Below are 12,311 nucleotides of genomic sequence, written 5' to 3'. Positions count from 1 at the left end.
CCTTTTTTTGTCTGCCTATTGCCACCTTAACCTTCTTCCGGACGGACCTCGTCTTCCAGCGCATCCACCATGAACTGGGGCATCGCCAGGGCACCGTGATGAACTCCGGAATTGTAGTACCGGGTCACGAACGGACGGTTGTTGGCGTCTTCCTCGCGGAAGTACTTGATCGGGTTTTCCTTGCTGGCCATGGTGCAGCTCCACCAGCCCGTCGGATAGACCGGCTGAGGAAATGGCAGGGTCTGCACGTGCTCGAACCCCGCCTTGCGCATGTCCTCGTGAATACCCTTGATGATGCTGTCGGTGTGCAGCAGCGGCGACTCACTCTGCTGGACAATAATGCCACCCTCACGCAGTGCCAGCATGGCATCCCGATAGAAGTCCAGGGCAAACAGGCCTTCGGCCGGGCCAACCGGATCGGTGCTGTCGATGATAATGAGGTCGACACTGCTCGGCTCAATGTCCCGCATCCACTGAATGCCATCCCCGAAGAAGAAGTTGGCGCGCGGATCACTGTTCGCTTCGCAAAGCTCCGGGAAGTACTTTTCCGACATGCGGGTGACGCGCTCGTCGATTTCCACCTGCCAGGCTTCCTCAACGCCCGGGTGTTTGAGCACCTCTTTCAAGGTACCGCAGTCACCACCGCCAACAATCACCACCTTTTTGGGATCCCGGTGAGTAAACAGGGCCGGATGGGTCATCATCTCGTGGTACAGGAAGTTATCTCGGGTGGTCAGCATCACACAGCCATCCAGGACCATCAGGTTACCGAAGGTCTCGGTCTCATAGATTTCCAGTTTCTGGAACGGTGTCTGCTCCTCGTGGAGCTTCTTTTTCACCTGCAGGGAGAACGCCGTCCCCTGGTCCTGGAATACCTCGGTAAACCAGCCGTCATTGAGTGCTGTCATGTCTTGCCTCCCGCTGTGGGTCATGGGCTGAATGGAAAGGGCGTATTGTAGGGGCGCCCCATCGTGAGCTAAAGCGATAATCGCGGTGAATGGCCACGTATTTTCCGCACCCAATGCTTTTAGCCCGGAGTGGGAATCCATACAATGGCGGCCAGTGTTTCCTGACAGGATAGCAAGCATGAGCGAAGCCAGCGCCACCCCGGCCCACAAGGTATACAACATTGCCCACTGGAGCGATGGCTACATCGGTGTCAATGATCAGGGCCAGGTACTGATCCGTCCGGATCGTGGCCACAGCCCGGCCCGAATCAACTTGCCGGAACTGACCAGAACGCTGACCGATTCCGGGGTTCAACTGCCGGTACTGGTGCGCTTCGTTGATATCCTGCACGACCGGGTCAACAAGCTATGCAGCGCCTTTAACAAGGTCGCAGAAGAACACGCTTACCAGGGACGTTACACAGCGGTCTACCCGATCAAAGTCAATCAACAGCGCCGTGTGGTCGAGGAACTGCTGGCCGCCGAGCCGGCCGCCTCGAAAGGGCAGATCGGGCTTGAAGCGGGCAGCAAGCCTGAACTGATGGCAGTGCTGGCGATGTCGCAGCAGCCGGGATCGGTAATCGTCTGCAACGGCTACAAAGACCGGGAGTACATCCGCCTGGCCCTGATCGGCCAGACCCTGGGTCACCGGGTATTCATCGTGGTGGAGAAAAAGTCGGAACTGCCACTTATTCTGGATGAGGCAAAAAGCCTGGGTGTTTCGCCCCTGATCGGGGTTCGGGCCCGGCTGGCAACCATCGGCAAGGGTAACTGGCAGAACACCGGCGGTGAAAAATCCAAATTCGGTCTATCCGCCAGCCAGGTGCTTGATGTGGTGAACACGCTGCGCCAGGCAGGTGCCCTCAACACCTTGCAACTGCTGCATTTCCACCTTGGCTCCCAGATTGCAAATATCCGCGACATCCAGACTGGCCTCAGGGAATGTGCCCGCTTTTACAGCGAACTGCGCCAGATGGGCGCACCGATCGGAACGGTAGATATTGGCGGAGGCCTGGGTGTGGACTACGAGGGCACTCGTTCCCGCAGCAGCTGCTCCATGAATTACAGCGTTTACGAGTATGCCTACAATGTCGTACACGTACTCCAGGCAGAGTGCGATCGCCACGGTATTCCCCATCCGGATCTGATCAGCGAATCCGGCCGAGCCCTGACCGCGCACCACTCTGTGCTAGTAACCAACGTGATCGACCACGAAGCACCGGAAAACCGGACACCGCAACAACCAGACGAGACAGCCTCAGCCCCGTTGCACGATCTGTGGCGCGACCTGGAGAGCCTGCAGGACGCCAACACGCCGCGCTCACTGGCGGAGATCTACCATGACGTGCTGCACGCCATGGCCGATGTTCACGCCCAGTTCGCCCACGGCGTACTCTCCCTTCAGGAACGGGCAGACGCCGAAACCCTGTACACCCGCTGTTGCCGACTGCTCCGGGATCAACTGGACAGCAGTAACCGGGCCCACCGGGAAATCATCGACGAGCTCAACGAGAAACTGGCAGAAAAGCTGTTCGTGAATTTCTCCCTGTTCCAGTCACTGCCCGATGTCTGGGGCATCGACCAGATCTTCCCGGTGATGCCGATAAATGGCCTGGACCGGCCGCTGAACCGACGCGCAGTCATCCAGGACATCACCTGCGATTCTGACGGGCGCATCGACCTTTACGTGGATGGCCAGGGCACCGAGACCACCTTGCCCCTGCCCGAAGAGAAACCCGGCGAACCGTTGTTGATGGGCTTTTTCATGACCGGTGCCTATCAGGAGATCCTGGGGGACATGCACAACCTGTTCGGCGACACCCATTCTGTGGACGTCCGCCTGACCACAGAAGGTGGCTATGAGATCGGCGACCCCATCACCGGCGATACGGTGGCCAAGGTGTTGCGCTATGTGAACTTTGAACCGGATGCCTTGATGGATGCCTATCGACGCAAGTTCGCCGCCTCCTCCCTGGCACCGGAGAGCCAGTCATCGCTGCTGGCGGAGCTGGCCGCTGGTCTGGATGGCTATACCTACCTGGAAGAATAGCCAGGCTCAGGGTTTCCGGCGCTCCCGACGCCAGGCGCTGGGGGCAATGCCCTCCCACTTGCGGAAGGCTCGGCCAAAGTTTGAAGGATCACTGTAACCGAGGGCATCGGCAATCTCGTCGATGGTCAGCTCATTGCGCCGCAGCAGTTCCAACGCTCTGCGGTGACGCAGGGAATCCTGCAACTGCTGGAACCGGACGCCCTCTGCTGCCAGTTGCCTGCGTAGTGTCCTTGCGGATATCTGCAGGTGTTCAGCCACCTCCTCGAGCGCAGGTAACCGCTGGCTTCGCCCGGTTTCAAGCAGGCGCATCACCCGGTCCGAGACCGACGTAGCGCCCTCGATAAATCGCATTTCCTCCTGGCACTGTGCTTCGGCAATCCGACGGGTCACCGGGTTCGACAGGGACATGGGCGAATCCAGAAAAACCCGCTTGAACCGCAGCTGGTTCACACCGCTGCCAAATGTGATCTGGCTGCCAAACAGCTGGCGATAGGCCGTTGCATCCTCAGGCTCCGGAAAATCCAGAAGGCAGCGGCCGCCGTCCAGGAGCCTTTGACCGAACAGCAAAAGATTCACATCCATCAACGACGCCATCACCACATCCACGTTGAACCGGTACAGGTCCTCGATACTGTGAGCCAGATCCAGCTGGATCACTGCCTCACGGCCGTCCACGAAAAAAGACAGCTTCATATAGACGAAACGGATCTGGAAATACTTAATCAACACCGTGAGCGCCTGCTCGAGGGTGTCGCAACTGATGGCGGCCTGGGCCAGGGAACCGTGGGTGGTAAATTTCAGTCGCTTGCCGTATTCAAGCCCGAGGGCCGGATCACCGCTTTGCAACAGGCTTTCGCGGCAGAGAGCGCTGAACTGATCAACCGTGATGAAGTTCTCCGGGTGACCAAGCATGGAAGGCCGAATCCCGGAGGCCGACAGTAACCGGGACCGTTGCAGGCCACGATCCTCCGCCAACTGGCAGAGAATATCCGCATAGTGCGCCCGGATAACGGGCAGGTTTCCGGTAATGCCGGGTGCATTCATGGGGATGGTTGTCTTCCGGTATCGGTGTATTGCTCAGACTAGACCGCTATGCAGGTTCCGGCAATCACCGGCGAGACGACCGGCAACCGTCGCTGATGCCAGAATTCTGCATTTTTTTCCGAACGGGCTGATCCACCGGATAGACCGACCCGTAAAACTAGACACTGACAAACCCGGGACGAGTGCATAGAATGATGACCAGAACAAGCTCAAATCATGCGACTGTCAAGGAGCGTCCGGTGACCACACTGGATCAGAAGCCAGCCAGTTCCGAGGGCCGGAAGGATCCCTGGAGCCAGATGCTGCAGAAAGTGGGTAAGAACCAGGACCGCGAAGCATATCACGCGCTGTTCGAGCATTTTGGCCCTCAAATCAAGTACTACGCCATGGCCAACGGCCTGGCGAGCCACGCGGAAGAGCTCGTGCAGGAAGTCTTTGTGTCTATCTGGAGGCGGTCCTGCCTGTACGACTGGCGCAAGGCTGCCGCTTCTACCTGGATTTTTACCATCGCCCGTAACCAGCGCATTGATATGCTCCGGAAAATGCAGCGTACCAGTGCTGAAATGCCGGTGGAGACAGAAGACCTCTGGCAGATTCCGGGTGAAAACGAGAACGAGCCGGTCACGTCTTTGCACCGCCTCATGTCCGAGCGGCGGATCAGGGAGTCCCTGAGCCACCTGCCGGAAGAACAGATCACGGTTATTGCCAAGGTTTACATGGAAAACAAGTCGCACCAGATGGTCGCAGACGAGTTGGACATCCCGCTTGGCACCGTTAAAAGCCGGGTTCGCCTGGCATTGAACAAACTGAAAGTGATTTTGCAGGACCAGAACGTATGACACGGCACCATCCCGACAGCCTGAGCCTGATGGAGTACAGCGCAGGTAATCTGAGCGAGCCTCATGCTCTGTGCATCAAGCTCCACCTGGACAAGTGTTCCCACTGCCGCAGCCGTGTGGACACACTGGACAGTCTGGGCGCTGTGATGATGGAGCAGCAGCCAAAGGTGACTGTTTCCGAAAGCATGTTTGACAGCATTCTTTCACGGATTGACAGTGAACCTGCTGGTGAGCCTGCTTCTCCAGCGATCCCGCGGGTCAGTGCTCTGCAGAAACTGCTGGGCGAAGACCTCAACAGCCTGCCGTGGAAGCGCCAGCTCGGTGACGTGAGTGTCCTGGACATTACTGACCGGTTTCCCGGCCAGAAAGAACAGGTAGTTTTACAGAAACTGGCCGCGGGCGGAAAAGCGCCGGCCCACACCCACCGGGGTGAGGAAACAACCATCGTGCTGCAGGGAGCCTTTGCCGATCAGAAAGGGGTGTTCAATCAGTGGGATTTCGTAGTGCTGACCGACGAAGATGAGCACAAGCCGGTAGCGGTTGGCTGTGAAGACTGCATCACTCTGTCTGTGCTTAGCGCCCCGGTCAAGCTGACAGGCACATTTACGCGGATGCTCAATCCCTTTATTCGGTAATCAATTCACCGGATTAACGGGTAAAGGAAGGGGCGACAAAGGTCGCCCTTTTTTTATACCCAATTCTGGAATTGTCAGAACTACCAAGGCAGTTCCGAGCCATTCCAGCTCAGGAACCGTCCATTGTCATCCTCCCCCAGCCCATCGATCACGTCCAAGAGGTTGGAGGCAGTTTCCTCCGGAGTATGCACCTTAAGCTTGGCGAGAGACTGGCTGAATGGTTCGCTCAACGCCGATTCGGTTGTGCCCGGATGCAGGGATACGCAGGCAATTGGTTTGCATCGGCGTGGCAACTCAATGGACAGGTTCCGAACTAGCATATTCAGTGCCGCCTTTGAGCTGCGATAGGCATACCAGCCGCCAAACCCGTTGTCGGTTATCGATCCGACTTTGGCAGAAATAGCCACCACCCTTTTGAATTCCCTATGCCGCAGCCATGGCAATAACGCCTGGGTCAGCAACCCGAAACCGGTTGCATTGACTGCGAACGCTCGCGCCATACTCTGCGAATCCAGATCTTCAAGCCGCTTCTCCGGAAACATATCCGGCCCATGGAGCAAGCCGGCGGCAAAAATGAAGCCGTCGATGCCTTCCTCTCTGGCCAGCAACGATCCAAGCGCCTCTGCAACGGCCGCTGGTGACGCACTGTCCTCGGCATCCCATGCCAGCACCGTACTTCCCTCATGGGCCCGCAAGACTTCCGGCGCCTTCTCCGGGTCACGACACAACCCGATCACTCGGGTCGGCGCATCCCGTTCAATAAAACGGGCCGCCAAAGCGCCGCCAATTGCGCCGGAAACCCCGGCAATCACCACCTGTTTCATGAGAAGCCTCCTTTGTTCCGGAGAACATACGAAAATTCTATCGTCCGGACTGCCAAAACGGTGAACCAGCACATTAAAACGGGCGTATGAAACCAATGTTCAAATCACCTTCGGTGTTCTGCCGTTCCGGGCAGCACTCCAGTAAAAAAGCGCACCTAGGAGAGTATCCATGCAATACCAGGCTCCGGCGAACGACCTTCGCTTTCTGTTGTTTGATGTATTGGGCGCAGACCGGCTGCATGAGCTGGAAAAATACGCCGATGCCACCCCGGATCTGATTTCTGCGGTCATTGATGAGGCCGGCAAGCTGGCTGCGGAAGTCATCCAGCCGACCAACCAAGCAGGCGACCGGGAAGGCTGCACCTACGACCCTGAATCTCGCTCGGTGAAAACACCGGACTGTTTCAAGGAGGCCTACAAGAAGTTTGTCGAAGGCGGCTGGACCGCACTGGACGCGCCACTGGAATACGGCGGTCAGGGCCTGCCCCACACCCTGAAATTCGTGGTGGATGAAATGGTCTGCTCCACCAACCTCTCCCTGGGCATGTACCCCGGGCTTACCCACGGCGCCATCAGCGCCCTGCATGCCCACGGGTCGGACGAACTGAAAAAGATCTACCTGGAAAAGCTGATCTCCGGCGAGTGGACAGGCACCATGTGCCTGACCGAACCCCAGTGCGGCACGGATCTCGGCCTGATTCGCACCCGCGCCACTCCGAATGAAGATGGCAGCTACGCCATCGAGGGCACCAAAATCTGGATTACCGGTGGCGAGCACGATCTGGTGGATAACATCGTGCACCTGGTCCTCGCCAAGCTGCCGGGTGCGCCAGATACCACCAAAGGCATTTCGCTGTTCGTGGTTCCCAAGTTCCTGCCGGATTCCGGAGAACGCAATCCTGCCTTCTGTGGCGGTCTTGAGCACAAGATGGGTATCAAGGGCTCTGCCACCTGCGTCATGAACTTCGAGGGTGCCAAGGGCTGGCTTGTCGGCGAGCCAAACGACGGTATGCGGGCAATGTTCACCATGATGAACGAGGCCCGCCTGATGGTGGGCATGCAAGGCCTCGGCCTGGCGGAAATGGCTTACCAGGAAAGTCTCGGCTTTGCCCGTGAGCGTCTGCAGAGCCGTTCACTGAGCGGCCCGAAGAACCCAGATGGTCCCGCTGATCCGATCATCGTGCACCCGGATGTGCGCCGGATGCTGATGCGCCAGAAAGTCCTTAACGAAGGCATGCGTGCCCTGGCCCTGTTTGCCGGACACCAGCTGGATCTCTCGGTTGCCCATCCGGACGAAACCGTACGGGAATCCGCCGATGATTTGGTTCAACTGCTCACGCCCGTCGTGAAATCCTTCCTGACCGACGAGGGCTTCAACAACGCCAACACCGGGCTGCAGGTACTGGGTGGTTCCGGCTTCACCACCGACTGGCCGCTGGAGCAGCTGGTGCGGGACGGACGGATTGCCCGGATCTACGAGGGCACCAACGGCATTCAGGCCATGGACCTCGTGGGCCGCAAGCTGAGCCTGAAAGGCGGCCAGCTGGTACGTACCCTGTTCGGCACCCTGAGTGGATACCTCAAGGACAATCCGGAGGCGCCGCACCGGGAGGAACTCAAGAACGCCATGAAGGCGCTGGAAACCGCCACCATGTGGCTGGCCACCAATGCACCGAAAGATCCGGAGCAGGCCGGCGCTGCCGCGACGCCGTATCTGCGACTGATGGCGCTGACCGTGATCGGCTATCTCTGGTCCCGCATGGCCAATGTTGCCAACGAGCAGCTTGCCGCCGGCGAAGGCAACAAGCCCTTGCTGGAGAGCAAGGTTGTCTCTGCACGCTTTTTCTTTGAAAAGCTGCTGCCGGAAGTCGACTGGCTGCTGGGCGACATTCAGAGCGGCAAGGATAGCCTGATGGCGTTCTCAGACGACCACTGGGCCGCGTGATCCGGACTCCGGCCGGAGCCTCTTGGTTCTGGCCGGAAATGACCGAACAATGACAGCTTGTGACCTTCAGGGTGACGGTCTGGAAATTGATAATGATCACGTTGATTAGTGTCTCTGAACTAGTCCTGCCCAGCTCCCCGTCGGACTGGGTACTTTTTAAAGCCACGCTCTGCGTGGCTTTTTTTATGGCCATTTTTTTGTCTGTGCGGTCACTGGGTTACAATTGCCACCTTTGATTCTGTCCGGCCTTTGGCCGGACCAGCACGGGGATACCATGAACGCCGACGATTACGCTTTCCGCTTTGGCGGCATCGAACGACTCTACGGGCGTCGGGCCCTGGAAGCCTTTCGCCACGCCACTATTGCCGTTGTCGGCCTTGGCGGCGTCGGATCCTGGGCCGCTGAAGCACTGGCCAGAAGCGGCGTTGGCAGCATTGTCCTGATCGACATGGACGATGTCTGTGTGTCCAACACCAACCGTCAGCTCCACGCTCTGGAAGGCCAGTACGGACGCACCAAAACCGATGCCATGGCAGACCGGTTGCGGGCGATCAACCCGGAAGCAGACATCCGGGTGCATTTCGGCTTCCTGACCACCAAGAATGTCAGCGAGCTGATTACCGGGGAAATGACCGGGGTGATCGACGCCATCGACAACGTCAAGGCCAAGGCCGCCCTGATTGCCCATTGCCAGCGCCGGAAAATTCCGTTGGTGTGTGCCGGCGGCGCCGGCGGGCAGATCGATCCCACCCAGATTCAGGTGGCCGACCTCAGCAAAACCACCCAGGACCCGCTTCTGGCGAAGGTACGTAATCTGCTGCGCCGGGAATACGGCTTTTCCCGGAATCCTAAGCGGCGCTTTGGCATTGAAGCCGTATACTCCCTTGAGCAGCTGACGTATCCTGCCGGAGACGGCGAAGTCTGCCTTCAGAAACCGGCTACCGACGGCCCGGTGCGACTGGATTGCGCCTCCGGCTTTGGCGCCGCCAGCCCGGTAACCGCCAGCTTCGGTTTTTTTGCGGCCTCCCGACTTCTGAACCGGATTGCCCGGCGCGCCAACCAATAGATCAACGGACCTGAAACCATTATGCCTGTCAGTACTGTCCTGCTTCTTGCCAGCATTGGCGTCCTCTCGCTGTTCTGCCAATGGCTTGCCTGGCGTGTGCGCATGCCCGCGATCCTGTTCCTGCTGGCAGGTGGCATTGCTGCCGGACCTGTCCTGGGCTTTTTGGCTCCGGAAGTGGTATTTGGCGACCTGTTGTTCCCGGTTATCTCCCTGGCCGTCGCCATCATCCTGTTTGAAGGCAGCCTGACCCTGCGTTACGCGGAAATCCGCGGCCACGGCAAGATGGTCCGCAACCTGATTCCTGTCGGTTCCATTGTCACCTGCATCATTGGCACTCTGGCAGCGCGATGGCTTCTGGATGTCTCCTGGGCTGTCGCCCTGCTGTTCGGCGCCATTTCCATCGTCACCGGCCCGACAGTAATTGCACCGCTGCTGCGCTCCGTGCGACCGGACTCCAAGCTGGCCAACATCCTGCGCTGGGAAGGCATCATCATTGACCCTGTCGGAGCCTTGCTGGCGGTTCTGGTGTTCGAGGGGATTGTCTCCTGGGGGCAGGGCAACGTGTTTGGCCACTCGCTCTACATCTTCGGCAAGACCCTGGCGGTGGGTTTCGTGATCGGTGCCGTTGCCGGCTATCTCAATGGCATCGTATTGCGCAAGCACTGGATTCCCCAGTACCTGCATAATGCCGGCACACTGACCTTTATGCTTGGCGTGTACGCCATCTCCAACGAACTGGCCCATGAGTCAGGCCTGCTGACCGTGACCGTCATGGGTATCTGGATGGCCAACATGAAGCAGGTACCCATCGAGAGCATTCTGGAGTTCAAGGAATCCCTGAGCGTTCTGCTGATTTCCGCCCTGTTCATCATCCTGGCAGCACGGGTTGAGTTTGCGGCGATCGCCGAACTGGGCTGGGGCCTGGTGGCTGTGTTGGCCCTGTTGATGCTGGTAGCCCGGCCGCTGAGTATTTTCCTGTCCGCCATCGGTACAAGCCTGAACTGGCGGGAAAAGCTCTTCCTGAGCTGGATTGCCCCCCGGGGCATCGTTGCTGCGGCAGTGTCAGCGCTGTTCGCCTTCCAGTTGCAAAAGCTTGGCTATGAAAGTGCCGGCGCCCTGGTGCCCCTGGTATTCATGCTGATTATCGCCACCGTTACCCTGCAAAGCCTGACCGCCCGGCCGGTCGCCCGCCTGTTGAAGGTCGCGGAACCGGCGGAATACGGCTTCCTGATCCTGGGCGCCAACCCGGTGGCCCGGATGATCGGTAAAGCCCTGAGGAAGTATGAGGTACCGGTGACCCTGGCCGATACCAACTGGGAAAACGTGCGCCAGGCGCGCATGGAAAACCTGCAGGTCTACTTTGGCAACCCCGTATCAGAACATGCGTCCACCCATCTCGACCTCACGGGCATCGGCAAGCTGCTGGTCATATCTCCATACAAGCACATGAATTCCCTCGCCACGTACCACTTCCTGGACTGGTTTGGAAACAAGTGCGTGTTCAGCCTGGCAGAGGGTGACCAGGACCAGAAGGCCCGGCACCAGACGGCCGAAAAAATCCAGATGACCCGGGGCCTGTTCGACGGCGTCAGCTACGCCAAACTGGCCAGCCTGGTCAGCCAGGGCTATACGGTGAAGACCACTCAGTTGAGCGAGGAATTTGGTTACGAGGAGTTCCTGAACAAATACCAGAACCAGGCTCTGGTGCTGTTCACGTTCGACAGCAAAGAGCATGTCGCTCCGGTTTGCAGCATGAAAGACCTGAAACCGGAAGACGACTGGATCCTGATCAGCCTGGTGCCACCCCAGGCCAGAAAGGAACGTAAGGAGAAAGAGGGGGAAGAGCCGTCAGCCCGTGGGGAAGAGCCCTCGGCCGGTCAGGATACGGCAGCCGACGAAAACCCTTCATCGACAATCTAGAACCAGCTTGCCGCGCACATGCCCACCCTCAAGGAGTTCGTGGGCCTGCGCTACATCCGCCAGCGGAAAGGCCTTCTCAATGTGCACCTTGACGTCGCCGTCCTCAATCAGCTCGGCAATCTCATCCAGGTGAAAGACGTCGGGGCGGACGGTCATGCCGTGAGCGCGTAATCCCATTTCCTCGGCCGCGCTGATGATTTCATCGGCAGTAACGGTGGGGATGGTGACAAGGACACCCTGCTCGCCAAGGGTGTGCAGCGAGCGCTTGCCAGTATCGCCGCCGACCAGATCCAGCACCACGTCCAGGCCATAGCATTCTTCGCCGATATCGGTAGTGCGGTAGTCAATCACTTCGTGCACCCCGAGTTCCGCCAGAAAATCCCGGTTCCCGGCCGAAGCCGTGGCAATGACATGGGCACCGCGCTCCAGTGCAAATTGAACCGCGAAATGCCCGACACCACCGGCGCCGGCATGAATCAGGATTTTCTGCCCGGACTCCAGCTTCGCCATTTCAAACAGTGCCTGCCAGGCGGTCAGCGCCGCCAGGGGCAAAGCACCCGCAGACACCAGGTCCAGCTCTTCCGGCACAATGGCCAGCTCATCAGCCGCAGCCAGGGCATACTGGGCATAACCGCCCCCGCCGGCCGGAAATCCGACCATCCCCATAACCCGGTCGCCGGGCGCCAGGTCGGTAACGTTGGCACCAACTCCAACGACCTCGCCGGCCACATCGTAACCTGGCGTCCAGGGCAAGGAATTCTCGATCTGCCGGGCCGCGAACCCCAACCCCTTGCGGGTTTTCCAGTCGATGGGGTTAAGCCCTGCCCCGTGCACCCTGACCAGCACCTGATCATCGCCGGGAACCGGCACATCAGCCTCGACCACCTGCAGCACACCACGCTCACCAAATCGATCGTAGATCACATGGTGCATCGTGGCTTCAGCATTCTGATCAGCAGTTTTTTCCATGGGGATCTCCGGACAACAGGTTAAACGGGATTGGCTTTGAACAAGACTAGCTGAAGTAAAGCACAAAAGAGC

The 12,311-nt window shown here is 58.8% G+C and carries 10 protein-coding genes; 6 read left to right on the top strand and 4 right to left on the bottom strand.

Features of this window, described 5'->3' with window-relative positions; genetic code table 11:
* Positions 1-26: 26 nt before the first annotated feature.
* Positions 27-908, bottom strand: coding sequence for a polyamine aminopropyltransferase (gene speE / locus ACO06L_RS17275; protein ID WP_202347960.1), 882 nt, complete (start codon positions 906-908; stop codon positions 27-29).
* Between the two features lie 178 nt (positions 909-1,086).
* Between speE and speA the strand changes: the two genes are divergently transcribed.
* Positions 1,087-2,997 (top strand): biosynthetic arginine decarboxylase, encoded by a 1,911-nt coding sequence (gene speA / locus ACO06L_RS17270; protein ID WP_202347961.1) that lies wholly within the window; start codon positions 1,087-1,089, stop codon positions 2,995-2,997.
* A gap of 6 nt (positions 2,998-3,003) precedes the next feature.
* On the opposite strand, the gene ACO06L_RS17265 is transcribed toward speA, so the two are convergent.
* A complete protein-coding gene (locus ACO06L_RS17265) occupies positions 3,004-4,041 on the bottom strand; it encodes an AraC family transcriptional regulator (protein WP_202347962.1) in 1,038 nt (345 codons plus the stop codon).
* A gap of 239 nt (positions 4,042-4,280) precedes the next feature.
* Here ACO06L_RS17265 and ACO06L_RS17260 point away from each other — a divergent pair, with 239 nt between their 5' ends.
* Positions 4,281-4,880: a sigma-70 family RNA polymerase sigma factor gene (locus ACO06L_RS17260; protein WP_064228420.1), complete on the top strand. Its 600-nt coding sequence runs from the start codon at positions 4,281-4,283 to the stop codon at positions 4,878-4,880.
* Entirely contained in the window at positions 4,877-5,515 is a 639-nt protein-coding gene (locus tag ACO06L_RS17255) for a ChrR family anti-sigma-E factor (RefSeq protein WP_202347963.1), read from the top strand. The genes ACO06L_RS17260 and ACO06L_RS17255 overlap by 4 nt, the downstream gene beginning before the upstream one ends.
* Positions 5,516-5,595: 80 nt before the next feature.
* On the opposite strand, the gene ACO06L_RS17250 is transcribed toward ACO06L_RS17255, so the two are convergent.
* The gene (locus ACO06L_RS17250) at positions 5,596-6,339 is read right to left on the bottom strand and encodes an SDR family oxidoreductase (RefSeq protein ID WP_202347964.1); all 744 of its coding nucleotides are present in this window, start codon (positions 6,337-6,339) and stop codon (positions 5,596-5,598) included.
* Between the two features lie 169 nt (positions 6,340-6,508).
* Here ACO06L_RS17250 and ACO06L_RS17245 point away from each other — a divergent pair, with 169 nt between their 5' ends.
* From ACO06L_RS17245 to ACO06L_RS17235, 3 genes are all read left to right on the top strand, one after another.
* On the top strand, positions 6,509-8,284 hold the full coding sequence (locus ACO06L_RS17245; protein ID WP_202347965.1) for an acyl-CoA dehydrogenase C-terminal domain-containing protein: 1,776 nt from the start codon (positions 6,509-6,511) through the stop codon (positions 8,282-8,284).
* A 274-nt stretch (positions 8,285-8,558) separates the two neighbouring features.
* Positions 8,559-9,350 (top strand): tRNA cyclic N6-threonylcarbamoyladenosine(37) synthase TcdA, encoded by a 792-nt coding sequence (gene tcdA, locus ACO06L_RS17240; RefSeq protein WP_202347966.1) that lies wholly within the window; start codon positions 8,559-8,561, stop codon positions 9,348-9,350.
* A gap of 21 nt (positions 9,351-9,371) precedes the next feature.
* Positions 9,372-11,270 carry a cation:proton antiporter gene (locus ACO06L_RS17235; RefSeq protein WP_202347967.1) on the top strand — a complete coding sequence of 633 codons (1,899 nt, stop codon included), beginning with the start codon at positions 9,372-9,374 and terminating at the stop codon, positions 11,268-11,270.
* On the opposite strand, the gene ACO06L_RS17230 is transcribed toward ACO06L_RS17235, so the two are convergent.
* Positions 11,256-12,239: an NADP-dependent oxidoreductase gene (locus tag ACO06L_RS17230; RefSeq protein WP_202347968.1), complete on the bottom strand. Its 984-nt coding sequence runs from the start codon at positions 12,237-12,239 to the stop codon at positions 11,256-11,258. The two genes, ACO06L_RS17235 and ACO06L_RS17230, sit on opposite strands and share 15 nt — an antisense overlap.
* Positions 12,240-12,311: the final 72 nt, after the last annotated feature.

It is taken from the genome of Marinobacter sp. (assembly GCF_965229985.1).
GTDB lineage: Bacteria > Pseudomonadota > Gammaproteobacteria > Pseudomonadales > Oleiphilaceae > Marinobacter.
The sequence above is the reverse complement of the archived record's forward strand: the minus strand, read 5'-3'. Positions and strand labels throughout refer to the sequence as shown.

Excerpts from the sequence above, each read along its gene's own strand:
- speE (WP_202347960.1), bottom strand. The coding sequence starts at position 908 with ATGACAGCACTCAATGACGGCTGGTTTACCGAGGTATTCCAGGACCAG.
- speA (WP_202347961.1), top strand. The coding sequence starts at position 1,087 with ATGAGCGAAGCCAGCGCCACCCCGGCCCACAAGGTATACAACATTGCC.
- ACO06L_RS17265 (WP_202347962.1), bottom strand. The coding sequence starts at position 4,041 with ATGAATGCACCCGGCATTACCGGAAACCTGCCCGTTATCCGGGCGCAC.
- ACO06L_RS17255 (WP_202347963.1), top strand. The coding sequence starts at position 4,877 with ATGACACGGCACCATCCCGACAGCCTGAGCCTGATGGAGTACAGCGCA.
- ACO06L_RS17250 (WP_202347964.1), bottom strand. The coding sequence starts at position 6,339 with ATGAAACAGGTGGTGATTGCCGGGGTTTCCGGCGCAATTGGCGGCGCT.
- ACO06L_RS17245 (WP_202347965.1), top strand. The coding sequence starts at position 6,509 with ATGCAATACCAGGCTCCGGCGAACGACCTTCGCTTTCTGTTGTTTGAT.
- tcdA (WP_202347966.1), top strand. The coding sequence starts at position 8,559 with ATGAACGCCGACGATTACGCTTTCCGCTTTGGCGGCATCGAACGACTC.
- ACO06L_RS17235 (WP_202347967.1), top strand. The coding sequence starts at position 9,372 with ATGCCTGTCAGTACTGTCCTGCTTCTTGCCAGCATTGGCGTCCTCTCG.
- ACO06L_RS17230 (WP_202347968.1), bottom strand. The coding sequence starts at position 12,239 with ATGGAAAAAACTGCTGATCAGAATGCTGAAGCCACGATGCACCATGTG.